Here is a 25,641-nt window from a genome sequence, read left to right on the forward strand (position 1 = left end):
TGGGAGACATAGCCCCGAATCACTAACCACAATGTTAGCCGACCCACCGGCCCGGAAATCCAGATTGTTGAGCGATATCGACACATGGATGAAAGCATTCGCGCATCGCACCGCACTTTGAGCACACCCGTCACCAACCCAGGGCTCCACGAACCGGCAGGTCAAACCGTCAAACCATCAAAGCCGGCACAATCATACTGGCGCAACGCACTGCTGGCCCTGCGCCGTCAACAGCGCGATGCTTTAGAACCGCCTGGAAAACGATAAAACGATACCTCAGTAGTTCATGCCCGCCATCGGCGGTCATGAGAGCCGTTGTTCAGCGTCCCTTGCCAAAAGCACTCAACCGGACGCCATTCCAATCAGCACTAATTCTCAAAGGCATCGCAGCATTCATTCCGGCAGTCTTCGCCGCATTTTGAATCGTGCTCGCATTCGGAGCACCCGGACGCCCTGGTTTGGGAGTCAGAATCCACAAGGGACCGTCATCTCCTAGAACCGTGTACGCATCCACAATAGTGTCGGCAAGGTCGTCTTCATCATCTCCATCGCGCCACCAGATGATGGTTCCGTCAATCGCAGAGTCGTAATCTTCATCAACGATCTCTTCGCCTGTACATTTCTCTATTCGAGCGCGAATGTCATCATCCACATCGTCGTCCCACATCCATTCCTGGATAATGCCACCGGGATGGAATCCGAATTCTTCCGCTTTCTGGGTCGTCGTATCAGCCACAGCCCCCAGCATAACAACATAGGCGAACAGCGCGTTAACACAGCGAGATATTCAGAGATATATAGGAGACATATAAGAGATAACTGCACTAAAAGGACAGCTTTTTGCGGGGATATTCCCTAAATTGCTGTCCCTTTAGTGCAGTTATCTAGTTTAGCGGCTCACTGAGCCTGACTTCCGGAAAGGTTGCGTTGCATATTACGACGTGTGGCAAGCGCTGCGCGCTTCTTCGCAATCGCCACAGCGATTGACTTCGCGCCCTTGGCGGGCGCTCACCAAGCCTACGTACAGCACACAGTGCTGTACGCTTAACGGCTCAGCAATGTGGGAGAGACTGGGCTTTGTTTTGGCCTATGGCAACGATTGCATCGTAGGCCTCGCTGAGAGTGGAGACCTTGACATCACGCAGACCGCTGGGAACATGCCCGGAGACATCGGTGCAATTGGCCGCAGGAGCGAGGAACCATGTGGCTCCGTCACGCTTGGCACCCAACATCTTCAAACGAATGCCACCGATTGCTCCGACCTTGCCCTCATCATCCATCGTTCCGGTACCGGCGATGACCTTGCCACCGGTCTCGTTCTGCTCGGTAAGCAGGTCAATCGTCCCCAAGGTATACATCAGCCCCGCCGAAGGGCCGCCGATATCCTTGACCTGAATGCTGACTTTCGCTGATGACACATCATGCCCCTTGGCCTCAAGGAACTTCAGCGCCTGCGAAGTGGCCGCATCCTGTGAGGAGCTCATCTGCTTGGTGTTCTCGCTCTTATACTCGTCGACGGTCTCCCCCTGTGGAAAAATCGCCTCTCTGGGCATCACGATGCTGTGCTTGTCGAACCAGCTCCACAGCACCTGGCCATTGTTCACCGGATATCCGGGAACCCCCACCGCGTTGACCGTGGTCATCAGCAGAGAGCCCGAATCCGTGTACGTATTCACGCCGGAAATGCTTATCACAGTCGAAGAACCGGACTTGCCCAGCACATTCTGGGTGGGCCCGGGGGTCTCCACCACGTAAGGGCTCGGAAGCATCAACGCGATGAAAGCCAACACCACCGCGAGAACACCGATTTTCGCCTTCTTCGGCGTCGCCTTGTACATCTTGAGATACCCCGAGAATGCGCCATCGGCGGACATTCCACTTTTTCCGTGCTGATCTGCCATACCTCCAATACTATGGACAAGCAAGACGAGTATGCTGGTCAGCACAATAATCTCAATGAATACGGAGTATGGCGGCGCTATGGACGATAATGCAATCCACCAATGGTTGATCGAATGCTTCGGGCCGGTTCAGGGCGAAGCTGCCTGGCAGCAATTCTCGCAACTACCTGAATCGCTTCGCGACCAGATTCGCGCTCAGGGAGAGCAAGGGTTGCCCAAACCCGCCGAAGTGCAGTCTCTCATCCAGGCCTTCACCGCAGGAGGCCTCAACACGGCAGGGGACGTGCAACGCACCGTCGAAGCCGGTCCCATCAACATTCGTCTGGCGAAATCCATCGCGTCGAAACGCATCAGCGAAGAAGGCGCGCAAAGCTCCGTCGACGCACAGGAAGGCGCCAAGGTCCGTTCCACCCTCAGCGAGAGCGGACTTTGGCTGGATTCCGTATGCAAGTTCAACCCCGCACCAGGCGAGACCCAACTGCTTACACGCGAAGGCTGGCTCGACGGCACCATAGAGGCATGGGCGCAATTCGCGGCTCCCGTCGCAAGCTCGATGAACGAAGCCCTGGCGTCCGTGTTCAAGGAGCGTCTTGGCGGTTCGCTGGACGGAGAGGTATCCGGTATGTTCGCCGGCCCCGTCCCCATCCCGATTCCCGACGACCTCAAGGACCCAGGAACGCTGATGAAGCTGCTCGGAAACACCTCCTTCTCCATGCAGCTCGGTCAGGCCGCAGGAAATCTTTCCAGCGAAGTGCTCGGCAGCTTCGACCAGGGCATAGCCCTGCTCAAATCCCCCGCAGGAGCGCTCATTCCGCAAAACATCAAGGCATACGCCGGATTCCCTGGAAATCGACCCGTCGGAGGTCACGGCATTCGTCGCCCTGCACGAGCTGGCCCATGCCAGGCTCTTCGCTTCGGTTCCTTGGCTGATGCCTCGTTTCGAAGCGCTCATCGGGAAATATGCGCGAGGCATCTCCATAGACCTCGATGCCATGGAGGAACAGCTGCGCGAGGCCAACCAAATGAATCCCGAATCCATCGCAGGTGCGGTAAACCTGTCGAATGTGGGAGTTAATGACACCCCGGAACAGCGTTCCGCACTGCAAAGCCTCGAAAATCTGTTGGCTCTCGTGGATGGATGGGTCGATTGCATCGTATGGCGTGCCGGAATGGCACATCTGCCGCATATCGAACAGCTCAGGGAAATGACCCGACGTCAGCGAGCGGCCGGCGGTCCTGCAGAGCTCACCTTCGAGTCCCTGCTCGGATTGCAGCTCAGACCACGCCGTCTGCGTGAGGCTTCCGAGCTGTGGGAGAGCATCACTGCAACCGAAGGTCAGGATTCACGCGATGCCCACTGGTCTCACCCGGACATGCTTCCGCTGCTTCAGGACGACAGCGATGCGGACAGCGTGATCGAAGCACCGACGAGTGCCGCGAATCCAACGCAGACCGGCGACGACCACAGTGGGGTCGACTGGGATGCCGAACTCAGCAAGCTCCTTCAGGAGGACGATTCCTCGAAGAACGCTTCCCCGCAGGCAAACGATGGTGATTCGACGCACCCCGGCGACACGAAACACACGGGACCCGACAGCGAAGGAAACGGCACCGGCGAAGAACAAGGGCCGGAGAACCAGGGCAACGAGAACAACCCTGATGCGGGTGACGAAGGCGGGCACTGAGCGTCCCACGCATGCCATCGTTCACCGAGGCAAGCGGTCCCCAGGCAGTTCGACGGGACCTCAGCCCCGCAGCAGAAAGCGGCTGGCCTGACGCGTCGACAGGGCGGAGGTGCCTGAACCCTGTGAGAATGACAGGTGCAAGCTGTTCTCGGCCCTGGTCACACCCACATAAAACAGACGACGTTCCTCTTCAAGGGTCTCCCCTGCCGCAGGAGAGGAAAATGGAATGAGCCCCTCCGAACATCCGACGATCCAGACATGTCGGAATTCCAGACCCTTGGCGGCGTGAATGGTGGAAACCGTGGCCACACCCTGATCCTCGCCACGTTCCAACGACTCCATCAAGGCTTTACGCCCTTGCTCAGTCGACGGCATGCTGGCATTGTGCCATCCCGACTCCGTACGGACCCTGTACCTGATGCCTTCCTCGTGCAGAGCTCTGCATATCAGTGTCTGCTGTGCATTCACCCTCGTCAGCACAGCACAATCGCCCATCCTTTCACCCTGCTGAACGGCTTTGGCGATTCTTCTTGCCACAGCTCTGGCCTCAGCCACGTCATCGGCATACCCCGTGACCTGCACCCGCCGACCGGTGGTCCTCGATGCATCCAGCCTGATGTAGTGTTCTCGTTCGGGGGAAGCCGCAAGAACCTTATTCGCATAGCGGATGATTTGAGGTGTGGAGCGATAATCGGTGTTCAACGTGAGATCCGCGGTCACCGGAGCGAATTCATTCGCAAAATCACGCAGATAGTAGCTCGTTGCACCTGCGAATGAGTAAATCGTCTGGGCAGGGTCTCCTACGACGCAGATATTCCTGTTGTCTCCAAGCCACAATCGCATCAGACGATGTTGCAGCGGCGACAGATCCTGATACTCGTCAACGGTCAGCGTGCCTATCTGCGAACGGATTGAGCTGGCCAGCTCCCCCGGCGTCTGCAGGACATGGCATGCAATCAGCAGCATGTCATTGAAATCAATCTGGTTGCGAGCTGTTTTCTCATCCTCGAACATGCCCATGATCTGGGACATGCGTTCAGGGTCAAGATTCGCAGGAGGCTCACGGTGCATTGCCGCGCAAACCTTTGCATAGTCGTCAGGATCGATAAGGCAGACCTTGAGCCAGGCGATTTCCGCCATCACGTCGCGCACCTGCGAATCATCGATATCCGAGCTGCGCAGCACCCGTTTCATCGCTCTGAACGTCAGTGCGCCCGGTTTTTCCACCAGATGAGGAAAAGGAGTGTCGCACAGCTCATGCCAGACCCCGCGCAACTGCTGCAAAGCCAGGGAGTGAAATGTGGAGGTCGTTATGGAGCTTGGGGCCCCCAGCCGCTGGAGTCGCTGGCCCATTTCATCAGCCGCCTTCACCGAGAAGGTCACGGCGACGGCCCGTGCCGGATTCCAGTCGCCGACTGCGCAGGCATGGGCGATTCTGCGGGTGATTGTTCTGGTCTTACCCGCTCCAGCACCGGCTATGATGCGCACCGGGCCTTCGGTCGTCACCGCGGCCTCACGCTGGGAAGCATCGAGCTCGTCAAGAAAATCATCCGATTGGGTACTCACACGCACCATTGTGGCATCTTGCTACCCCAATTGCGCCATAATGTGTATTACTGTGGAAATGTGACTCATCGCAGCAATCTGACACTGGCAGCACTCGCATCCGCAACGATGCCTGGAATCGCCGTTTCCGGCACGCGTTCCTCTAATCAGGCGAGCGCAGGCGATATCGAAGCCGGAATTGATCTCGCCATCATCCAGGACGGGCCGGGGCGACTGCTCGACGTAGCTGCCAGCAACACCGATGAAGGCAAGGCGCGTCTGCTGCGTCGCGTCAAGGCGGCGAATACGCTTGCCCAGGCAAAGGAACCGGGCGGTTTGGGATTCGCGATGGAACGAGTCGTCGCCTATCAGGCGGGCGATAATCCAGACGGCCCCACGGGGACCACTTCGGTGGCCGTGTTCTCCCATTGTGCAGGCAGCTCGGTGGCGTTGCACGCGCTCGATACCCAGGACTGCATCGCCATCGGCACCGCCATCGGCGCAATACATCGTCTTCGCGGGACATTCCTTCAAGAGGCATCGTATCCGGTATTCACCACGGAAAACATCAAACAGCAGCTGCTGTCATGGATTTCACGACTCAGCAAGGCAGGGCACATTCCCCAGGAGATCATTCGCAGCTGGTCCGACATCGTGAACACCTCCGGTCTGTGGTCATTCACCACCTGCCCCGTCCACGGGGGCTTCGACGACGGCGACTTCCTGTTCTCCGACACCACACTGACGGCCATCTACAACTGGCAGGACATGCAGATCAACGACCCGGCAAGAGATTTGGCCTGGATGTTCGCCAAACTTGACGAAACCCGTCGAAACGCCCTGATTGCAGCATATGGCCGCATGATGGGTTCGCATCTCGACCAGATGATTATGCTTCGTGCCAATCTGTGGCTGCAGATGGAGCAGGTCGGCGAATTCATCAGTGCCCTTGACCATGCGGACAACGAACGTATCCTTCAATTCAAAGCGCAGGTCGAGCATTTGGCTCACCAACTCGTGGCCCGGCAATCGGCCAAGCAGCGCCTCGACGATGCCACCCGCAACCGTCACGCCCCATCGACGATTACCGTTGGCACGCTGCTCGACGATCCGTCCAGGGTTTCGGACCGGTCGAGACAGTATGCCGCTGGCCAGGCCACAGGGCGCTCTCAATCCGCAGATGCGGACGGACAATCGGACGGACAATCGGCACAATCCGCGCAGTCCTCACAGCAGTCCTCCAAAGAGGTTCCCGCAGCACAGTCATCCACAAACGGTTCACCGTTCGGTGCCGCCAAAGAAAACCAACAGGTTCCGCCGCAACCGCAAGCACACGCACAAGCACACGAGACTCCACTAGCTCATGTGGACGAAGTGGAAGACGTCAGTTCGGCGACCATCGTGGTCAGTGCAGTGCACTTGCACGAGACGTCCACGCATACGGACGCACCCGCAGATACGTCCATCCCTGTGTCGGATTCCACACCAGTGCCGGTTTCAACAGCTGTGCCGGATTCCGCACCCGCCCCTAATCCACCATCTGCGGAGCACCGGGCAGGCGATGATGCCGCGGAAACAATCATGATTCCTCATTTCGGAGCGATTCAGGGCCAGAACACCCAGGATAATCAAGAGAGCCGGCCCGATCACGATGCGCGGCATGACAACGTAAGGAATTCGGACGCTGACGGCGAACAATCGAATCCGGGCGAATAATAGGCATGGCACCATGGACCGTATGGCCCTTTGGTCGTGAATGTCTGGCAGAGTACACATCAAGAGGAACACGGCCTTGAGTAATACCGACGAGAGGAAATCATGGATATTGAGATTGGCATCAGGAACGTCACACGCACGGTGAGCTTCAGCACCGACGAGTCCGCAGAGGACGTGGCTCAGAAGATCGAGCAGGCGCTGGCTTCCGACAAAGCGTTGGATCTCACCGACAACCGAGGCCGTCGCTTCGTGGTCCCTGCCCAGGCACTCGGATACGCCATCATCGGCTCGGACACCTCGCACCCAGTCGGTTTCGGCGCGTTATAGGCTCACACTCGGGTTCACCTACGATAACTGCATCAACAGGATAGCTTTCCAGGCCGATTTGGCACGAAAAGCTATCCTGTTGTTGCAGTTATCTCGTATTACCTCTATCTTCAGCACAAGGGGATGCTGCCCATCTCCCTGATACGCTCCACAGTGCCCTCGTCCGTGGTGTTTTCGCCCAGCACATTCGGTTTGCCTGCGCCATGCCAATCAGAGCCCCCTGTGACCAGAAGATGATGCTTCTCGGCGATGCCCAGCAACCGTCTGCGTTGTTCGTCATCGTTGTCTCGATGCCAGACCTCAAGACCGTTGAGCCCCTCCCCGATGAGCACCTCGATCTGCGCGTCGCTCAGCAATGTCCGGTTGCGTTTCCTGTCCCCCGCGTGAGCGACGACGCTCACCCCGCCTGCGGCACGAACAGCCGCGACCACCTCATGCGCGGTTGGCGAAGGCGTGGGCAGATAGTAGGGGCTTCTCGATGAGCACAGGCCCGAGAAGGCTTCGGTACGACCGCGGTAGATGCCCGCCGCAACCAAGGCATCCGCGATGTGGGGACGTCCGACGGTGGTTTTCTCCCCTTCCTTGACCTGGGCCATGACATCATCCCAGGTAATCGGATAATCCTTCGCCATCGAGGCGACCATGATTTTGGCCCTTTTCAAGCGTGCCTGGCGCGTTCGAGCAAACACCGCCGTGATGTCGGCATTCCCGGGGTCATACTGATATGCAAGCATATGCACCGACACACCCGCGTCGTCGGCGGTGATCTCGCTGCCGCGCAGAACCGGGAGACCATACCGGACGGCAGCAGCAGCCGCATCCTTCCAGCCTGCCGTCGTGTCATGATCCGTTATCGCCACTCCCGCCAAACCGGAGTCCTTCGCTAGTCTGACCATCTGTTCGGGCGTGTACGTCCCATCGGAATAGACCGTATGGCAATGCAAATCCCAAGCCTGACTCAGCTCTCCGCATTCTGCGACATGAAACATGTATCCATCGTATGCTTATACGTGGTGTTATGCTCCCGACGATTCACGTTCCCGCGATTCGCAGAGCGCTTCGACAGAGGATGCGGCAGAACATGCACGCGCAGATATGAGGTGATGATGAGCGATTCCACGATTTCCGAGATTCAACGACCGTCAATAAGTGGATGGCGGCACGGGGCGACATGGAATTATCTGGTGATGCTGCTCTCATCGTTGGCTGCACTGCTGGTCTCCTTGGCTCTGTCGGCCGAAACGCTACAGTTGGCGCGTCATCCCTCGGCAAAGCTCGGATGTGATGTGAACGCGGTCGTGTCCTGTTCCGCGGTTGCGAATTCCTGGCAGGCGGAATTCATCCATTTCGGCTCCATGAGCTTCCCGAACGCCTTCTTCGGCATCGCCGCCGAATCGGTCTTCATCACCCTTGCGGTGCTCGGCCTGGCCAAGGTTCGTCTGCCGAAATGGTTCTCCATAGCCACATGGTGGGGCGGTCTTGCCGCGGCCCTCTACGCATACTGGCTGTTCACGCAGTCAATGTTCGTCATCAACGCCCTGTGCCCATGGTGCCTGGGCCTGCTGTTCGCCACCACGCTGCAGTTCATGTCGTTGAGCCACGCGACGGTGACGGTGCAGAATCTGCCCTCAGCCGACGGCTCGCTGGGCGGTCTTCGCAGGGGACTGAATACATACTACCGTCTCGGCTTCGACCTGATGCTTGACGTCGTATGGATAGTGGCCATCATCGCTTTGATTCTCGTCACCAAGGGTGCTGCAATCTTCTGACCTGCGGTAAACGTCAGCGCCGGGGTGCCAGCGATATCGTGCCGACGATGGTGGCCGACCCCGTCAGACGCACCGCATCATCATCGACATCGACCTGCAGGACTCCGCCGCGCACATGAATCGTCCAATGGGATATTCCGGTAAGCGCACGCAGAGTGACGCCTGTGGCGCATAGACCGGTTCCGCAGGAGAGGGTCTCGCCGACCCCTCGCTCATGTACCCTCATGGTTGCGGTACCGGCATCCTTTGCGGTGTCCACCGACTCGACACGTACGAATTCGACGTTCTGCCCCTCGGCCAGCGCCGGTTCCACCACAGGTTTGCGAGTCAGTTCCAACATTTCGAGTTCGGGCAGGGTGGATGAGGAACGCGCCACTTCCTGTGCGAAATCGTTGCTGCGATCCCCAATCAGGCACACCACATGAGGATTGCCCATATCGACGTATGTGCCGCGAATCCTCCCGTCGATGCCGGGAATGGATACGGTATGCTCCATCAGGGGGCCGATGCGCCACTCCCCCATGTCGACACGGAACACATCATGACCGAGCAGATCGTCGTCTCCCAACGGCGTCAGGGTCTTCACGCCCGCACGGGTGCCCAGCGCGATGCAGTCCGCATGTCCAGCAGCCTTCACTGAATCACCATCGCCCAGATCCATACGCTGGATGAACAGCGCAGAGGCGCGTGTGCCGTTGCCGCACATCTGCGCCAGGGAACCGTCGGCATTGCGGTAATCCATGAACCACTGCGCGCCTGATTGCTCGGCCGAACGAATCTCTTCCTCGCTCAGGTCGGACACGAAACGTGGACGCGTGATTCTCAGCAGACCGTCCCCGCCAATTCCCCTGTGACGGTCCGTCAGCCACACCACCTCGTCCTCGCTGGGCTCATACCTGCCTTCCGGATCGGCATAGACCACAAAATCATTGCCGGTGCCATGCGCCTTGAATACCGTGTCAGGAATGCTCATGACTGTAGCCTAAACGCGGCGCAAGACGATACGGCATCGGTCCACCACCGACTCTTCACAAGCGAATACTACGATGGAAAGCCGGAATGGTCGTCAGCATTGGAGGGTCTATGACATCGGCAGCACCCATCGGCATGTTCGATTCAGGATTCGGTGGGCTCACCGTGGCGGCTCAGCTACGCCATGACATGCCTCACGAAGAGGTGCTCTTCTTCGGAGACAGCGCTCACGCCCCCTACGGGCTGAAAACACCCGACGAGATTCGCGAGCGTTGTTTCTCCATAGCCGACGACTTCACGGCGAAGGGCGTCAAGGCGCTGGTCGTCGCCTGCAACACCGCTACAAGCGCCTGCGTCGAGGATATGCGCCAACGATACGATGTTCCCGTCATCGGGATGGAACCCGCGCTCAAGGTCGCCTGTGACCGTGGGCAGGGAGTTAGACAGCATGTGATCGTCGCAGCCACGCCGCTGACCCTGCATGAGCATAAATTCGCCGCTCTGATGGACCGTTTCACCTTGGATCACGACATCACGCCCCTCCCCTGTCCTGACCTGGTCACCACGGTGGAATCCGGCAGGATACTCGATGAAACACAGGCACGGGAGGCGGTGCGAAGCTATTTCGGAGGCTTCGACTGGCATGCCGTGGATGCGGTGGTGCTGGGATGCACGCATTTTGTGTTCTTCCGCAAGTACTTCACCGAGATGTGCCCTGAGAGCGTGGCCATCATCGACGGCAACCAGGGCACCATCCGCCATCTGCATGTCATACTCGAGGCACTTGGCGATCTGGCGCCGAGCGATGCAACGGGTGGCATCACCATAGCGAATTCCGACACCTCCCCGGCCGTAGCGAAGCGCTCAGAAGACCTGTTCCACCTGCTCTGATACCGACGGTCCTCGACGTCCCCTCCTTGCCCATTGGACGCGTCGCATGCACGGTTGTAGGGTGGATGGTTGCACACGAATTGGGGGGATGCTGATGTCGAAAACTGCGATTATTGATGTAGGCGGAGGGTACCGGGCGATATTCGGGGCCGGAGTATTCGACTACTGTGCCGACAACGATCTGCAATTCGACCATTGCTACGGCGTTTCGGCAGGCAGCGCGAATCTGGCCTCCTTCATGGCTCGACAACCGGGGCGAACCTATCGCTTCTACACCCAGTATGCTTTCCGCAAGGAATACGCCAGCCCGCGCAATTTCGTGCGCGAACACAACTTCGTGGATTTGGATTACGTATACGGCACCCTCTCGAACCACGATGGGGAGGACCCGATGGATTTCGACGCTTTCCAGCGCAATCCCGCGGAGCTGACCGTCGTCGCCTGCAACGCCCTTGATGGCAGCACCAAATATTTCGACAAGTCCGACGTGACCAACGATCACTACGATATTTTCAAAGCCTCGTCGGCTGTGCCCGTCGCATGCGAACCGTATGTCATCGACGGCGTACCGTACTTCGATGGCGGCATCGCCGACCCCGTCCCCGTTGCGCAAGCCATCGAGGACGGCTGCGACAGAATCGTGCTGGTGCTCACCAGACTCAAGGATGTTCCCAGAACACAGCACAAGGACGTTCTGCCTGCTCGAATTCTCCGTCGTCATTACCCGGAGGCTGCCGAGCTCCTGCTCAACCGCTATCGTCTCTACAACGAGGAAGTGGAACTCGCGAAACGGTACGAGCAGGAGGGCCGAGTGCTGATTGTCGCCCCGGACGATCTGTGTGGTCTGGATACCTTGAGCAAGAATTACGAAGGTCTGGGACGCATGTATCGCAAGGGCTACGCCTTTGCCTCCTCGATCGGCGACTTCATACGCGGGTGAAGGATCTCGCCCAGCCCCGCATCGTTGGATGTGAGCATGTCGACGGCCAGTTCCGCCAAGTGGCTGGCCATGGGTGAGAGCTCCCAGTTCGTGCGCTGCACCAGAGCGAAGGTGTCGTAGATAGGCTCTTCCAGACGCGTGGTATAGACCTCTGCAGGGAAGGTGTCCGATTCGGCGACCGCCTTGGGAACGATGGTGTCCCCCAGCCCGCTGGCCACCAGGGAGACTGCGGCATCCACGGATTCGACCTCCATCTTCGGCTCGAGCGTGACCCCGTGCAACTGGGCCAATTGCGCGAGCTGGTGCCGTGTCGGATCGTTCCAGCCGTGATGGGCATCGTACAGAATCAACGGCTCTTTGGGTATGTCCGCGATGGCCATCGCTTTCCGGCAACGTTCCGGATCGGCGCTCGCCCATACGATTTCATGACGCATCAGCGGCAGTATCTGCAGGCCTTCTGCCGGAATGGGCAGACACAGCAGTCCGGCCTCAAGCTCGCCGTTGCGGACCGCATCCGCCACTTCGAATGAGTTCTGTCCGACCAGACGTACACGCACGTTCGGGTACGACTTATGAAAGACCGTGGCCAGGTCGGAGAGCAGGTAGTAGCTGGCATTCTGCAGGATGCCGAACGACACCGTTCCGCCTTCTCCGGTGTTCAACGCGGTGAGGGCGCTGTCCGCACCCAGCTCGGCGTCCAGCAGACGCCTCGCCCAAGGCAGCAGGGTCTGACCGGCGGTGGTCAGCACCAGTCGCCTTCCGCCGCGCACGAACAAGGTGATGGAGTACGACTCCTCGATTTTCTTGACCAGCTCGGAGACGGTCGGCTGTGTCAAACCCATATATTCCGCGGCCGCAGTGAATGATCCCAGCGTCGCCGCGAGGGTGAAAGCCCGTACCTGTGTAATCGTCATAGTCTAAACCTATACGATACAAAGGATATCCCCGTCTTGTGCGATGGAAAACAACTGCATAGTCTTGCTCGTGGTGATAGGAACAGCATGGTGATCGACTGTCCTGCAGCGAAATCCTCCACAACGAGAAGGAATATCAATGGCGCAGAGTGTATCTCAACCAGCATCAGGAAGCACAACGACCTTCGGGAAGCCGGCGCTCGAAGCCCGGCAACCATCACTTGAGACTTGCGCACCGGACGCCAACCGAATCGAACACGACTGCATAGGCTCCATGCCGGTACCAGCTGATGCGTACTGGGGCATTCACACGACACGAGCCATGACGAACTTCCCGATCAGCGGCATACCCGTCAGCCATCATCCGGAACTCATCCATGCCTTCGGCATCGTCAAACGTGCCTGCGCTCTGGCCAACCGCGATCTCGGCGGCATCAGCAAAGAGCAGTGGACGCTGATCGACGCGGCCTGCGTGGACGTGGCCGCCGGAAAGTTCGACGAGCAATTCCCCACCGATGTGCTCCAAGGAGGTGCAGGCACCTCCACCAACATGAACGCGAACGAGGTCATCGCCAACCGCGCCCTGGAACTTGCAGGCCATCCGAAGGGCACGTATGCACTGATCCATCCGAACGATCACGTCAACAAATCGCAGTCGACTAATGACACCTATCCGGCGGCGGCGCGTCTGGCGATCATCGAGGCGTTGGACGCACTCATCGTCAGCGCAAGGGGCCTGAGCCGGTCATTCCGCAGCCTGGCGCACAAGACGATGCATGATGCGACCATAGGTCGCACGCAGCTTCAGGATGCGGTTCCCATGACCTTCGGCCAGGAGTTCATGGCCTTCGCCAGCATCCTCGAAACGGATATCGCGGCGTTTGAAGACCTGCGTGAGCCGCTGTCCACAGTGAATCTGGGAGGCACGGCCATCGGGACCGGAATATGCTCCGATACACGCTTTCGCGGATATGCCGTCGCCCATCTCGCCAAGCTCACCGGCCTGCCGGTGAAGGCGGCCACCGATGCGATTGCGGCCACCTCGGATGTCGGTGATTTCGTGACCACATCCTCGCTGCTGAAACGTCACGCCACTCACCTCGGCAAAATCGCCAACGATCTTCGTCTGTTGAGCAGCGGCCCCCGTGCGGGTTTCGCCGAAATCAACATTCCGGCGCGTCAGGCGGGATCGTCGATCATGCCTGGGAAGGTGAACCCGGTAATCCCCGAAAGCGTCAATCAAAGCGTGTTCATGGTGATGGGCCTGGACACCACCGTGTCCTTTGCGGCGGAGGCCGGGCAATTGCAGCTCAACGCCTTTGAACCGGTGATGGCGCACGCCATCCTCGAATCCATCACCATACTGAGCAAAGCGATGGACACGCTTCGTGCGAACTGCGTTGACGGCATCACCATCAACGCCGATGAATCCCTAGGCAAAGCCCGGCGATGCGCATCCTTGGCCACCTCACTGATAGGGCATATCGGATACGAGAGGGCGGTGGAGGTGGCCAAAACCGCCATGGCCGAGAACATCAGCGTTCACGAGGCGGCCGAGCGCGAAGGCAGCATACGACCTGAGATTCTGACGGACATCTTGAACCCGCTGGAACTGGCCCGGGTAACGTCAACCATATGAGGAGATAACTGCACTAAAAGGACAGCTTTTGGGTTGGAAATCTCCCAAAAAGCTGTCCTTTTAGTGCAGTTATCGGGCTTTGCGGCGTGACCGCACACCATACCTACCTGTGGACTGCAAATTACTTCAGCGACCGATCACAGGAGGCTTGGGCTCCTTGCCTTCCTGCGTAGCGAGAAGCGCACTGCTGACCTGGTTGAAGAGCTCGCTGTATCCGCCTGGCGTCGATGCCGGAAGCACCACGGTTTTTGCATTGGGCGACTCGGACAGCGTGCGCATCACATCGAGGTACTGGTTGAAGAGCACCACATTGTTCACATCCGCGATATCCATACCCACGGCCTGCAGGCTCTTGATCTGATCGACGATGCCGTTGGCGATTTCTCGGCGGTAATTCGCCTGGCCTTCGCCCTGAAGTCTGGTCTTTTCCGCATCTGCCTGAGCCTGCGTTTCGATCTCTATCTGCTTGGCCTGCGCGCGTTCCCTGGTGGCTTCCTTCTCACGCTGGGCGGCGTTGATGGAATCCATCGCGTTCTTCACCTGAGGTGAAGGGTCAATCGCAGTGATCAGGGTCTTGATGACCGAGAATCCGAAGCGTGCCATCTCCGTACCGACCGTGGTCTGCACATCGGAGGCCACATCGTCCTTGCGGGCGAAGGCATCGTCAAGTTTCAGCGCCGGAATGGCGCTGCGCAGTGCGTCTTCCATATAGGAACGCAGCTGTCCTGCCGGATCACGCAGCTCATAGTAGGCCGTCGCAACATCCTTGGGGTTGACACGGAACTGCGTGGAAGCCACCACGGTCACAAAGACGTTATCGAGGGTCTTCGTTTCCAACTGCACATTGAGCTGGTTCACACGCATATTCGTTTTCATCGCAATATGGTCGATCACCGGGATCTTTGCATGCAGTCCCGCAAAGGTGACCGTTTTGAATTTACCGAAGCGCTCCACGATGTAGGCCTGTTGCTGCGGCACGATATACAGCGCCGAGAACAGCAGCCACAACACCAGAACCACCAATATGACCAAAAAAACTAATCCGCCCGTCATACTCCCTCACCCCTCCGAGTAGCAACGCCCTTGTTGGCGATGTGTCGACACCCCTGATAGGACATCTCCTTCAGACAGTCTATCAGCGCGGAATCATAGGGAATTCCGACAGTGACGTCAGATTCTCCACACAGATTGTCCAAACAGATAGCCAATCAGATTCCCCAATCCGACGGGCGGTTGCATCAGCCCATCCGGCCAGAGCTGATGAGCTATTGCAGCGCAGGCGTCCTGGACTGGCGGGGCGACACCTCATCGGCACCTGACGCGGATTGGACGAATTGCTCACCCGACAGCTCGAATGCCTGCTGGAGGTCTTCGATCAGGTCTTCGGCATCCTCGATGCCGATCGCCAGACGGATCAGTTCATCGGTGATGCCGACCTTCAGACGCTCCTCACGGGGAATTTCAAAATGCGTCATGCGACAAGGCAGCTCCGCCAGACTTTCCACAGCGCCAAGACTCACGGCGAGACGGAAGACCTGCAGATGATTGAGTATCACGCTGGGATTCACGCCGGGTACCACTTCGAAGGACAGCACCCCGCCTGCACCGTGCAATCCTTTTTCCAGAAGTCGCTGTTCAGCCGCATCGCCAAGCCCCGGATAACGCACGCTGGCCACCAGGGGATTCTCGTCAAGGAATTCGGCCACGCGCCGCGCATTATCCTGCTGACGGTCCAGACGCAAGGCAAGCGTCTGCAATCCTCGACGAACCGCATCGCTTTCGGCCGGCGGCAATACCCCGCCGAGCCTGTTCTGCGCGAAATACAGGCGCTGTGCGAGTTCATCGTTTCCCGCAACCGCCAACCCTGCGACCACATCCGAGTGACCCGCAAGGTACTTGGTCGCCGAATGCAGCACCACATCCGCTCCCAGATCCAAGGGCTGCTGCAGATACGGCGTCACGAAGGTGTTGTCCACGATGACGACGGCACCGTAACGATGCGCAATCTCGGCGAGCGCGTGCACGTCGTTGACCTGAAGCAGAGGGTTGGTGAGCGTTTCGAAGTACAGCGCCTTAGCCGGGACGCCATCCCCCTGCAACGCCTCTTCGACCTTGGCCGGGTCCTGTGTGTCGACCGCTTCAAAGCGCAATCCCCAGCGGTCGAAGTATTCATGGATCTGCGAGTACGTGCCACCGTAGATGTTGTTGCCTACCACGATGCGGTCTCCGGGCTCGAACAACGACAACGCCGCATGAATCGCGGCGAGGCCGGAGGCGAAGGCGAATCCTCGTACCCCGTGCTCCAACTGTGCGATCTGCCCTTCCAGGAACTCTCGGGTTGGATTGCCGGAGCGGGCGTAATCCCATCGAGGAGCGTCATCCACGGACGCGAAGGCAAAGGTCGATGAGTTGTATATCGGAGGGTTGACGGCTCCTGTGGCGTTGTCCTCCACATTCGCACCATGAACGAGTTGCGTGTTGAAACGTGCCATCTTCTCCCCCTGCATCCTTCAGATCGTCGCACGTCCTCCGCCGCGGCACGGGCATGCGCCCTCTCTGCCACAGAACATCAGACGTTTCGCTTGATGAATTTGACGCTAGCAAGGTGCTGCCCTCAATGACAAGCCTGCACGCATACACATAAGTTATAGGCGGTTCAAATTCCTCGGCATTGCGCCGCGCAAGTCCCGACGACCGCAAGAGCTATACGCTGAATCACTCGGAAGCGTGTCGCGATGCGGGTAAAACAGAGTGGTGTATATGCGCGGGCTACATGACCGTGCGCTGAAGGCAACGCATAACGATAGGGAGACACCATGGCCACACTTGGCAATTCAGGCATCGACATATACCCCCTGGTTCTAGGAGGAAACACCTTCGGATGGACCAGCGACGAGAAGACGAGCAGAGAGGTCCTTGACGAATTCGTGTCGGCGGGCGGCAACCTCATAGATACCGCGGATGTGTATTCCGCTTGGGCACCCGGCAATTCCGGCGGAGAATCCGAAATCGTCCTGGGCCGCTGGCTTACGGCCCGCGCCAAGCGAGATGATGTGCTCATCGCCACCAAGGTGAGCCAGCATCCCCAGTACCAAGGTCTTTCGGCGGACAACGTCGAAGCCGCCGCCAATGAATCGCTGCTGCGACTCGGCACCGATTACATCGACCTGTATTACGCACACTTCGATGACGAGAAGACGCCGCTCGAAGAGACCGTCGCGGCCTTCGACAAGCTCGTCAAGGAAGGCAAGGTGCGTGCGATAGGCATTTCGAATTATTCCGCCGACCGCATCAGGCAGTGGTTCGACATCGCACGGGCGAACGACTTCACACTTCCCGTGACGCTTGAACCTCACTACAATCTGGTCACACGCAAAAACTATGAAGAGAACCTGCTGCCCGTCGCGCAACAGGAGAACCTTGCGGTATTCCCGTATTTCGCTCTCGCCTCCGGCTTCCTCACCGGCAAATACCGCACCGAGGAAGACCTGAAGGGCAAACAGCGCTCCGGCATGGTCAAGGATTACTTCACCCCCGCAGGACTTGAGGTCGTCGCGGAACTCGACCGCATCGCCAAGGCCCGCGAAGTCTCCATAGCCACCGTATCCCTGGCATGGCTGCGTCACCAACCGCAGATCGCCGCTCCCATCGCATCGGCACGCATACCCGAGCAGCTGCCCGCCCTGCTTGAGTCCACGAAGCTCTCGCTCAGCGAAGAAGAACTCTCGAAGCTCGATGAAGTGTCCGCGAAAGTCGCCTGAACGCGACAATTGACGTTTGTGTAGGGATTGTATTGCAGAACGGCTGTACAGGGGCGATGAGGTTGTTCGTATTCCAATAACGTCATCGCCATTCTCTTCGTGTCAACTCGCAAATCACTACACAAACGAGGGTGGCCTGTGTGCGGCCCCATTACCACTGTCGGAGGGGGCCGCACACAGGTCATCATGGTCTCTCAGACGTTGAATTTGGCTGAGACTTCCTGCCTGGGACGCAAATCGACATTGGTGATGTGCACATCCGGCGAAGCCTGAGCTATCCAGATGATGGCGTTGGCCACCGTTTGGGGGTCGATATACGACTCCGGCGTGAAATCGACGCCAAGGTGCGTGTCGATTTCACGAAGCATCTTCGTGTTGATCTGCCCGGGGTACACGGTGCCTACACGTACGCCATGCCTAGATTCCTCCAAGCGCAGGGTGCCCGCATAACCGCGCAAAGCGTGCTTTGACGCCGCATAGACCGAATGGTTGGGAACCGCACGCTCCCCCGCACCGGAGTTGACGAATACGATAGTCCCCTTCACCTTGCGTATCACGGGCAGCAATCCCGCCGTCAGCAGGGCGGGTGCGATGACGTTGGTGTCCAGCACCTGCCGCCAATCCTCTGCGGTCGACTGCTCCGCCTTGCCCACCACGGCCGTTGCCGCCGCATGCACCAGCAGATCGATGCCGTCCTCTTCCCGCAACGCCAATTCCCGGGCCCATGCCGGCAAGGCATCGGTATGCAGCAGATCGAGTTTGAACGCCTCGATACCGTCGATGGCATTCAACTCCGCCGCATCCTCATAGGAGCGGACAACCGCCAGCACCTTGAAGCCGTGCTTCACCAAACTGCGCACCAGCTTTCCGCCGACTCCGCCCCCTGCACCTGTCACCAAGGCCGTGTTCTTATGAGCTGCCATATCATTCCCCTTCCCGCGCACCACCGAGATACGCTTCCTGCACCTGCGGATTGTTCAGCAATGCGGACGCCTCACCCTGCAGTCTGATACTGCCGTTCTGCAACACATACCCGTAGTCGGCAATGGACAGGGCCAGTTCTGCCTGCTGTTCGACCATCAGCACCGAAACTCCCAACTCGTCGCGAAGCTTCGCTATCTGGTCAAGCACATCCTCCACCAGGCGCGGAGACAGTCCCATCGTCGGCTCATCCATGCAGATCAGACGAGGGTGGCTCATCAGAGCCCTCGCGAAGGCAAGCATCTGCTGCTCCCCTCCGGACATCGTTCCCGCCTGCTGATTGCGACGCTCCTTCAAGCGAGGAAAACGTTCGAACATCTCAGCCACGTCATCCGAACGCTCCCCCGACTGCTTTCGCGTGTAGGCCCCTGCCAGCAGATTCTCCTGGACGGTCATCTGAGGAAAGACCCGTCTGGCTTCAGGCACTGCGGCAATACCGGCCATCACGCGATGCCTGGTGCTTGCCGATGTGATGTCCTCGCCCCCGTAATGAATGCTGCCGTTTCTGGGATGCTTGAGACCGAGAATCGTCTTCATCGTGGTGGACTTGCCCGAGGCGTTGCCGCCCAGCAACGACACGATTGCCCCCTGAGGCACTTCGATGGAGATATGTTGCAAAGCGTGCACCTGACCGTAGAACACATCCACATCATCGAGGGTCAGCAAGGGTACGCCGCCATCTGCCTGCCGGGCGGCGTTGGGACCGACATCCCCCGACACCGTTGCCTCCGCACGCCCGTCAGTTCCCTCGGCGATCTCCTTGACCGCCAAAGCAGGCAAGGCGTTCTGGATATTCAGCACACCACGCTGATCGATGGCTTTTTTCTTGCCCGTGCCCCGACGCTTGCCCAGATAGGACTCGACGACCTGAGGATTCTTCCTGACCTCGTCCGGGTCGCCCTGCGCGATGATACGACCGCCGTCCATCGCCAGAACCCTGTCGGAGAGTGCGGTCACCAGGTCGATTTTATGTTCGACCAACAGAATCGTATGCCCTTGCGCCTTCAGATGCTGCAGCTGCTGCAACACCTCGGCGGTTTCGGACTGGTTCATGCCCGCGGTCGGTTCGTCAAGCAGCAGCAGTTGCGGTTCGCTGATATGGGCGCGCGCTATCTCCGTACGACGGCGATTCGCATATGAAAGCGTATAAGCCAGGTCATTCCTTCTGGATTCAAACCGTTCCCGGAATCGGTCGATTTCACGCCCGATACGCTCATCGACTTCCCTGCTCTCCCGTCTGGCATGTGGACCGGGAAGCAAGGCCACCCCCGTTTCCGCCAATAAGGACAGCCAGCGAATGATCGGGAAACGCTGCAGACCCTTCAAAGGGCGTTGAGACTGCAGTTTTTTATGATAGCCAAGACCGATGTTCTCATCTACGGTCAGTCCGGCGAACACTCTGCCGTTCTGGAAGGTCCTTGCCAGCCCCCCTATCGGCGACCTCCGCCGCACTCAAGCCGGCAACCGGATTGTTGTCGATGTCGATGATGCCCGAATCCGGCGCTATGAAACCCGAAATGAGATTGATGGTGGTGGATTTACCCGAACCATTCGGCCCGATAATCGATATGATCTCGCCCTCATGCAAATCGAACGACACGGCATTCACGGCGTGCAGCCCTTGGAAGGATTTTTCCAGATCACGCACTCGCAGCACCACCGGTGCCTCCAGCACCGCCCTACGATGCTCGGCGTTGCTCGGCACCGTGGCTGCGTCCGCCTTGCCTGCGGCACTGTCGCCGACCGTTGCCTGGCTTTGTTGATTCGTCATGACGCTCAACCTTTCCTTGCAAAAAGACCCTGCGGCCTAAAGAGAATGACCAGCACCAACAGCACCCCGTACACGATGATTCTGGCATCGGGAACGATACGCAGCAGTTCGGGTCCGCCAATGAGAATGATGGAACCCAATACGGCGCCAAGAGACGAATTCATGCCTCCGAGAACGATGATGGTCAGAATCAGCACCGATGCGCTCGAGGTGAATATCGTGGGATCGATATAGGTGTATTGGTGAGCGAGCAACGCCCCGGCAAGACCTGTGAAGAAGGCCGCCAGCGCGTATGCCAGCGATTTGTATGCACTCGTGCGCACCCCCAGCGCCTGCGAGGCCTCCTGATCGGAACCCACGGCCTCGAACACCCTGCCGAGATGCGAGGAACGAATGCGCATCACCACCACCAGCGCGAACAGGAGAATCACGATATCCATCAGATACTGCATCTGCTGGGTAAACAGCACCTGCCCGAAAATCGTGGGGAAAGGGATGCCCTGTATACCCAGAGATCCCTTGGTCAGCGGCTCCCACAATCTGATGATCGCGACCATCACCGCACCGACGCCGATGGTCGCGATGGCGACATAATGCCCTGACAGCTTCCACACAGGGAATGTCAGGATGCTTGCGGCAATCGCCGCGACGATACCCGCCGCCGGCAGCGCAATCAGGAAGGGCCAGTGCAGCTGCGTGGTCAGAATCGCCGAGGCGTATGCACCGGCCGCCAGAGGACCGGCCATACCGAGAATCGTCTGTCCTGCAGAACCGGATATCAGGGTGAGACCGACGGCGGCAATGGCGTAGATGGCTATCTGCGTGCCGACACCGGCAAGATAGTCGGAGAAGAAGAACGGTGTCGCCAGCAAAGCGACAGCCAAACCGGCATTCGCCCACCAGGGAAGAGCAATAGGCCGGCCCCCGCCCAGGAAGGTGCCGGTAAGCGGTTCGGATTTCACGTCGTTCTTCGGACCGAGCAAGCCCTGCGGCTTCACAATCAGAATCAGCAGCAACGCGCCGAAGGTGATCAGGTCATGAGCTCCGTCACCCAGCCAGGATATGCCCAGTGATTCAACCACGCCCAGCACCAAGCCACCCACCACTGCGCCCGGGATGGAACCCAATCCGCCTATCGTGGCGGCGACGAAAGCGGTCATGCCGATGGTCCCGCCGTTCATCGGATTGATGTTGGCATTGAACAGGCCGACGAAAATACCCGATATGCCGGCCAGCACGGAACCGATGACGAAGGAGATGTTGCGAATGGACTTGACCGGAATGCCCATCTGCCTGGCGGCTTCAGGGTCCTGCGAAGTGGCGCGGATCGCCTGTCCGGTCTTGCCGTATTTCAAGAAGGCCCAGAGACCGAGCATCAACACGACAGTAAGCACCACCATCACCACATCTGAGGTGCCGAAACGCACTCCGAAGAGCTGAAGGTTATAGGTCGGCAACAGTTTGGGAAATGGTCTGGTCTGCGGTCCGAAGATAATCTGCAGACCATTGTCGAGAATCTGCCCGATACCAATGGTCGCGAGCAACGCCGCAATGGGCTTGCGCCCTTCCAAAGGCGCGATAACCGCGGTGTTCATCAGCAGACCGAGCAGGCCCGTGACGACGATAACCACCAGAATCGTCGGCAGAATGCCCCACCCCAAGGAAGAGCCCAGCCACCAGGCGACCATAATACCGACCGCAACGATGGAACCCTGGGCGAAGTTGGCGACATTCGTCACGCCGAATATCAGCGACATGCCCACGGCCACCAACGCATAGGCGCTGCCGTGTATCAGACCTGAAAACAATGTATCAATCATATGCCGAACTTTCCTTGATATCACTTCGATGCTGAATACGCACCCCGCAACATATCTCCAACGAAACACCTGCTGCGAGCCGCCGAACGGACGGTGACCGCGTGCGGTCACCGTCCGTGGTCCACTCATCAGCCCCTGCCGGTGACGGATTCACTTGAACACCGCTGAATACGCGCTTGCAGCGATTCTTCGCGCCCTTGATGGGCGCTCACCGAGCCTACGACGTTTACAATCACAGTTTCGAGTGGACCTCGCTGAGTAATCGCTTTCAGCGATTCTTCGCAGCCTTTGTAATCGCCAAAGCGATTACCTTCGCAGCCTTAGCGGCTGCTCACCTCACCTACGAATACCCCACTGGGGCATTCGCTTTACGGTTCGGCTGCTCACTTCGCCTACGCACAGCCCACTGGGCTGTGCGCTTAACGGCTCAGCCTTAGCGGGCGCTCACCTCGTCTATGCGAAGCACACCGTGCTTCGCATAGACTCATGTGCTCAGCCTTCGTATTGGACGAATTTGCCGTCTTCTACGGTCAGGAGAATCGGATCGATATTATCCGCCCGGCGGTTGCTTTGGTTGAATTTGAAGGTACCGCCGTTACCCTGATACAGGGGGAAATCCGTCACGGTCTGCAGAGCTTTCTGGATTCCCGCACGGGTCGGCTCGGTCTTGTTCGCAGCGTAGGCCAGATCGATAATCGCCTGATATGCGGTCACTTCGAAATTGCCGGGGTTATTGCCGTATTTTGCGTTGAAATCCTTGACGAACTGCTTGGCCTTATCGTCCTTGGTTCCGGTGGCGGAGAAGCTGCCGGTGATGATGGTGCCGTTGGCGTTGTCACCCGCAAGGTCGAGGAATTCCTTGGTTTCCTGGCCACCGAAGTACTGTCCGGTGAAACCGAGCTTGTCGCGGAGCGTATTGAGCACCAGGGCTCCGTCCGGTCCGTAGCCGATGTCCACGACGGCGTCCGGTTGGGCGTCACGCGCAGGTATCAGAATCGGCGAAAGATCGGTGGAATCGGCGAGATACGAGGATTCGTATACGATTTCCGTGCCGTTCTTCTCAGCCTCCTCTTTGAAATACTGGTATGCCTGCTTGCCCCAATCGTTTTCGATGTACACCACCGAAATCTTCTTGGCCTTCTTGGCGACGATGTCTGCATTCGCTTTCTGATACTTGTCCTGACCGATCTGCGGCGTCCAGACATGGTCGCCCGTGTCCGTGAAGGTCGGGGCGGAATTGTTGAATCCATAGTGCACAAGACCCGCCTGTTGGAAAATCGGCGAAGCGGCCGCTGACGCAGGTGACGCGTAATCGCCCACAACGGCGATAATCGACTTGTCGGCGACCAGCTTCGGCGCGACAGCCGCATCCTGTTTCGCGTCTGACTGCGTATCGAAATACTTCAGCCCGAGCTTCTTGCCCTTGACCCCGCCGTCCGCGTTCACTTTCTCGATAGCGAGGTTGAAGCCCTGCTCGAACAGCTTGCCGTATTCGGCGTACTGGCCGGTCTTGGGGTAGATGACGCCGATGTTGACGGTATCTCCGCTGGCGGCGGAAGACGATGACGAAGCATCACCGCCAAGCCCGCAGGCGGACGCCCCGACGATTGTCCCGGCGGCCACTACCAGCGCAGCGGCTGTTCGCAAGGGTTGTTTCCAATGATGAAAAATCTGCTTGTTCATGATTCTCTCTCTTCGATAAACTCTTCGATAAACTCTTCGGACCGCTGCGCTCCATGCCGCAACGATTCGCACTCGATAACGACGGGGTGCTAGCGAATCTCCGCAGACGCCAACACACGAGCGTCGCTGAGCGCCTGCAAGGAGGCATCGCTCGCCGGCGTGGGCACCGTACAGCTTGGAGCCAACAGGAAAGGAGTTCCTATCAGCGCGGCGATGGTCTTGTCCAGTTCCGCAGCCACGTCTTCCGGACTGCCGTCGACCGCGAAATCCTGAGCTCCGGCACCTACGACGGGAACTGCCTGATGCAGCTCATCGACGTCAGGATTGCCGTCGAGGAACGGGTCCCATTGCAACAGTTCCGTCTGCCCATCGTCGAACCACTGGGCATGCGAATGCGCCTGACATGTATGGAACAGCACCACGGCGTCCTTCGAGGCCTTGCGCAGCGCCTCGATGACGATGCGGTCATACGGTTCCGAAAATTCGCGGTACTGGTCACGGTCGAAATAATCCTCGCTCACAGTGCCGGTGATAGCGAAGAAGATGCCGTCAAGACCTGCGCCGCCCTCGGATTCCGGTTTCACCAGCTCGGTCACATATGCGGCCAAGGCATCAGCGATATTCGTCAGGGCTTGTTTGGCGGCCACCGGCTGGTCCAGTATCAGTTCCCGGACGGTCGTATCGGAATGTGCATAGGTATCGGATGGGTACAAGGGCAAATCCGCTATCTGCAGCAGCACCGACAGCGGCGAAAACACCGTCTGCAGCACCGCCCTATCCTCAAGTCCGCGCCTTATCAGGGTCGCGGCTTCTATCGCCTCGCTGAACGAAGGATTCTTCAGAACGTCAATCTGTGTGACCTTCGCAATATCCGAAGGCTCGGCAATAGGCGAACTGACCTTCTTCGGCAGGACGAAGCCCTGGTAGTCCTCGGGGTCGAATGTAGCACCCCAGGCTTCGGCATAGTAGACCGCACGAGGATTGATTTTCACCCATTCCCAGTCCCAGCGCTTGACGAAATCAACATATGCCCTGGCGAATTCCGAGGCCCCATACTCGTGGCCGACGAGATGCTGCCAGCCGCCCACGAGATACGGTGTCGTCACATTGTCGTCCTTGCGGGCGATGTCATGGAATATCCGACGGCGATCTGCTGCCATGATTTTCCTTTCTACGAAGACGCGTGAAGCGTCGTATATGAAACGAATCGAACGGTGTCAGCGCGCAGCTTGGGGACATCGTGACGCCACGTGCGCAACCGGTAAGCATCAGGAAAGCGTATTTCGGGCCCTTGCGTCAACCTCGAATCGCCTATGGCGCTAGAGA

General features: G+C 58.5%; 21 protein-coding genes and 1 pseudogene. 8 read left to right on the forward strand and 14 right to left on the reverse strand.

Annotation, left to right across the window (positions count from 1 at the left end):
- Positions 1-319: 319 nt before the first annotated feature.
- Together DB51_RS07585 and DB51_RS07590 are read right to left on the reverse strand one after the other, a co-directional pair.
- Entirely contained in the window at positions 320-748 is a 429-nt protein-coding gene (locus tag DB51_RS07585; RefSeq protein ID WP_034252996.1) for a DUF3052 family protein, read from the reverse strand.
- A 304-nt stretch (positions 749-1,052) separates the two neighbouring features.
- The gene (locus tag DB51_RS07590) at positions 1,053-1,838 is read right to left on the reverse strand and encodes a YlbL family protein (protein WP_238548362.1); all 786 of its coding nucleotides are present in this window, start codon (positions 1,836-1,838) and stop codon (positions 1,053-1,055) included.
- Positions 1,839-1,980: 142 nt separating this feature from the next.
- Here DB51_RS07590 and DB51_RS07595 point away from each other — a divergent pair.
- A pseudogene (locus DB51_RS07595) lies at positions 1,981-3,586 on the forward strand (zinc-dependent metalloprotease).
- Between the two features lie 60 nt (positions 3,587-3,646).
- On the opposite strand, the gene DB51_RS07600 reads toward DB51_RS07595, so the two are convergent.
- Entirely contained in the window at positions 3,647-5,161 is a 1,515-nt protein-coding gene (locus DB51_RS07600) for an ATP-dependent helicase (RefSeq protein ID WP_034252999.1), read from the reverse strand.
- Positions 5,162-5,212: 51 nt separating this feature from the next.
- On the opposite strand from DB51_RS07600, the gene DB51_RS07605 reads away from it, so the two are divergent.
- Together DB51_RS07605 and DB51_RS07610 are read left to right on the forward strand one after the other, a co-directional pair.
- Complete coding sequence (locus DB51_RS07605) at positions 5,213-6,847, forward strand: phosphotransferase (RefSeq protein ID WP_423773404.1); 1,635 nt, start codon at positions 5,213-5,215, stop codon at positions 6,845-6,847.
- Between the two features lie 102 nt (positions 6,848-6,949).
- On the forward strand, positions 6,950-7,174 hold the full coding sequence (locus DB51_RS07610) for a DUF3107 domain-containing protein (RefSeq protein ID WP_034253001.1): 225 nt from the start codon (positions 6,950-6,952) through the stop codon (positions 7,172-7,174).
- Positions 7,175-7,284: 110 nt separating this feature from the next.
- Here the strand turns inward: DB51_RS07610 and DB51_RS07615 are convergent, their stop codons facing one another.
- Positions 7,285-8,163: a PHP domain-containing protein gene (locus DB51_RS07615; RefSeq protein ID WP_051867371.1), complete on the reverse strand. Its 879-nt coding sequence runs from the start codon at positions 8,161-8,163 to the stop codon at positions 7,285-7,287.
- 114 nt (positions 8,164-8,277) lie between these two features.
- Between DB51_RS07615 and DB51_RS07620 the strand changes: the two genes are divergently transcribed.
- Positions 8,278-8,943 (forward strand): vitamin K epoxide reductase family protein, encoded by a 666-nt coding sequence (locus tag DB51_RS07620; protein ID WP_432762350.1) that lies wholly within the window; start codon positions 8,278-8,280, stop codon positions 8,941-8,943.
- Positions 8,944-8,956: 13 nt separating this feature from the next.
- Here DB51_RS07620 and dapF read toward each other — a convergent pair whose 3' ends face one another.
- Positions 8,957-9,916, reverse strand: coding sequence for a diaminopimelate epimerase (gene dapF, locus DB51_RS07625; RefSeq protein ID WP_034253003.1), 960 nt, complete (start codon positions 9,914-9,916; stop codon positions 8,957-8,959).
- Positions 9,917-10,026: 110 nt separating this feature from the next.
- Between dapF and murI the strand changes: the two genes are divergently transcribed.
- Together murI and DB51_RS07635 are read left to right on the forward strand one after the other, a co-directional pair.
- Entirely contained in the window at positions 10,027-10,806 is a 780-nt protein-coding gene (murI, locus tag DB51_RS07630; protein WP_034253006.1) for a glutamate racemase, read from the forward strand.
- A 94-nt stretch (positions 10,807-10,900) separates the two neighbouring features.
- Positions 10,901-11,746, forward strand: coding sequence for a patatin-like phospholipase family protein (locus DB51_RS07635; RefSeq protein WP_034254270.1), 846 nt, complete (start codon positions 10,901-10,903; stop codon positions 11,744-11,746).
- Here the strand turns inward: DB51_RS07635 and DB51_RS07640 are convergent.
- Positions 11,704-12,660 (reverse strand): LysR family transcriptional regulator, encoded by a 957-nt coding sequence (locus DB51_RS07640; RefSeq protein WP_051867372.1) that lies wholly within the window; start codon positions 12,658-12,660, stop codon positions 11,704-11,706. The two genes, DB51_RS07635 and DB51_RS07640, sit on opposite strands and share 43 nt — an antisense overlap.
- 139 nt (positions 12,661-12,799) lie before the next feature.
- Here DB51_RS07640 and DB51_RS07645 point away from each other — a divergent pair, with 139 nt between their 5' ends.
- Entirely contained in the window at positions 12,800-14,299 is a 1,500-nt protein-coding gene (locus DB51_RS07645; protein ID WP_084674628.1) for an aspartate ammonia-lyase, read from the forward strand.
- A gap of 126 nt (positions 14,300-14,425) precedes the next feature.
- On the opposite strand, the gene DB51_RS07650 is transcribed toward DB51_RS07645, so the two are convergent.
- Entirely contained in the window at positions 14,426-15,352 is a 927-nt protein-coding gene (locus DB51_RS07650) for an SPFH domain-containing protein (protein WP_034253008.1), read from the reverse strand.
- A gap of 212 nt (positions 15,353-15,564) precedes the next feature.
- A complete protein-coding gene (locus DB51_RS07655; RefSeq protein ID WP_051867373.1) occupies positions 15,565-16,791 on the reverse strand; it encodes a trans-sulfuration enzyme family protein in 1,227 nt (408 codons plus the stop codon).
- Positions 16,792-17,115: 324 nt separating this feature from the next.
- Here DB51_RS07655 and DB51_RS07660 point away from each other — a divergent pair, with 324 nt between their 5' ends.
- A complete protein-coding gene (locus DB51_RS07660; RefSeq protein WP_034253011.1) occupies positions 17,116-18,060 on the forward strand; it encodes an aldo/keto reductase in 945 nt (314 codons plus the stop codon).
- A gap of 194 nt (positions 18,061-18,254) precedes the next feature.
- On the opposite strand, the gene DB51_RS07665 is transcribed toward DB51_RS07660, so the two are convergent.
- The 6 genes from DB51_RS07665 to DB51_RS07690 form a co-directional block, all read right to left on the reverse strand.
- Positions 18,255-18,983, reverse strand: a complete 729-nt coding sequence (locus DB51_RS07665) for an SDR family oxidoreductase (protein ID WP_034253013.1) — start codon at positions 18,981-18,983, stop codon at positions 18,255-18,257.
- 1 nt (position 18,984) lies between these two features.
- On the reverse strand, positions 18,985-20,439 hold the full coding sequence (locus DB51_RS10065) for an ATP-binding cassette domain-containing protein (RefSeq protein WP_202961999.1): 1,455 nt from the start codon (positions 20,437-20,439) through the stop codon (positions 18,985-18,987).
- Positions 20,414-20,812: an ATP-binding cassette domain-containing protein gene (locus tag DB51_RS10540; RefSeq protein WP_034253016.1), complete on the reverse strand. Its 399-nt coding sequence runs from the start codon at positions 20,810-20,812 to the stop codon at positions 20,414-20,416. The genes DB51_RS10065 and DB51_RS10540 overlap by 26 nt, the downstream gene beginning before the upstream one ends.
- Before the next feature lie 5 nt (positions 20,813-20,817).
- Positions 20,818-22,632 carry an ABC transporter permease gene (locus tag DB51_RS07680; RefSeq protein ID WP_034253018.1) on the reverse strand — a complete coding sequence of 605 codons (1,815 nt, stop codon included), beginning with the start codon at positions 22,630-22,632 and terminating at the stop codon, positions 20,818-20,820.
- A 492-nt stretch (positions 22,633-23,124) separates the two neighbouring features.
- Positions 23,125-24,315 (reverse strand): ABC transporter substrate-binding protein, encoded by a 1,191-nt coding sequence (locus tag DB51_RS07685; protein WP_051867374.1) that lies wholly within the window; start codon positions 24,313-24,315, stop codon positions 23,125-23,127.
- An 89-nt stretch (positions 24,316-24,404) separates the two neighbouring features.
- Positions 24,405-25,475, reverse strand: a complete 1,071-nt coding sequence (locus DB51_RS07690) for a uroporphyrinogen decarboxylase family protein (protein WP_051867375.1) — start codon at positions 25,473-25,475, stop codon at positions 24,405-24,407.
- Positions 25,476-25,641 lie beyond the last annotated feature (166 nt).

Origin of the sequence: Bifidobacterium crudilactis (genome assembly GCF_000738005.1) — a bacterium.
Taxonomy (GTDB): Bacteria; Actinomycetota; Actinomycetes; order Actinomycetales; family Bifidobacteriaceae; genus Bombiscardovia; species Bombiscardovia crudilactis.

Coding starts and splice junctions, on each gene's coding strand:
- DB51_RS07585 (WP_034252996.1), bottom strand. CDS start 748: ATGCTGGGGGCTGTGGCTGATACGACGACCCAGAAAGCGGAAGAATTC.
- DB51_RS10540 (WP_034253016.1), bottom strand. CDS start 20,812: ATGACGAATCAACAAAGCCAGGCAACGGTCGGCGACAGTGCCGCAGGC.
- DB51_RS07615 (WP_051867371.1), bottom strand. CDS start 8,163: ATGTTTCATGTCGCAGAATGCGGAGAGCTGAGTCAGGCTTGGGATTTG.
- DB51_RS07690 (WP_051867375.1), bottom strand. CDS start 25,475: ATGGCAGCAGATCGCCGTCGGATATTCCATGACATCGCCCGCAAGGAC.
- DB51_RS07650 (WP_034253008.1), bottom strand. CDS start 15,352: ATGACGGGCGGATTAGTTTTTTTGGTCATATTGGTGGTTCTGGTGTTG.
- DB51_RS07610 (WP_034253001.1), top strand. CDS start 6,950: ATGGATATTGAGATTGGCATCAGGAACGTCACACGCACGGTGAGCTTC.
- DB51_RS07660 (WP_034253011.1), top strand. CDS start 17,116: ATGGCCACACTTGGCAATTCAGGCATCGACATATACCCCCTGGTTCTA.
- DB51_RS07655 (WP_051867373.1), bottom strand. CDS start 16,791: ATGGCACGTTTCAACACGCAACTCGTTCATGGTGCGAATGTGGAGGAC.
- DB51_RS07680 (WP_034253018.1), bottom strand. CDS start 22,632: ATGATTGATACATTGTTTTCAGGTCTGATACACGGCAGCGCCTATGCG.
- DB51_RS07645 (WP_084674628.1), top strand. CDS start 12,800: ATGGCGCAGAGTGTATCTCAACCAGCATCAGGAAGCACAACGACCTTC.
- DB51_RS07665 (WP_034253013.1), bottom strand. CDS start 18,983: ATGGCAGCTCATAAGAACACGGCCTTGGTGACAGGTGCAGGGGGCGGA.
- DB51_RS07600 (WP_034252999.1), bottom strand. CDS start 5,161: ATGGTGCGTGTGAGTACCCAATCGGATGATTTTCTTGACGAGCTCGAT.
- DB51_RS07685 (WP_051867374.1), bottom strand. CDS start 24,315: ATGAACAAGCAGATTTTTCATCATTGGAAACAACCCTTGCGAACAGCC.
- DB51_RS07635 (WP_034254270.1), top strand. CDS start 10,901: ATGTCGAAAACTGCGATTATTGATGTAGGCGGAGGGTACCGGGCGATA.
- DB51_RS07620 (WP_432762350.1), top strand. CDS start 8,278: ATGATGAGCGATTCCACGATTTCCGAGATTCAACGACCGTCAATAAGT.
- DB51_RS07590 (WP_238548362.1), bottom strand. CDS start 1,838: ATGTACAAGGCGACGCCGAAGAAGGCGAAAATCGGTGTTCTCGCGGTG.
- murI (WP_034253006.1), top strand. CDS start 10,027: ATGACATCGGCAGCACCCATCGGCATGTTCGATTCAGGATTCGGTGGG.
- DB51_RS07640 (WP_051867372.1), bottom strand. CDS start 12,660: ATGACGATTACACAGGTACGGGCTTTCACCCTCGCGGCGACGCTGGGA.
- dapF (WP_034253003.1), bottom strand. CDS start 9,916: ATGAGCATTCCTGACACGGTATTCAAGGCGCATGGCACCGGCAATGAT.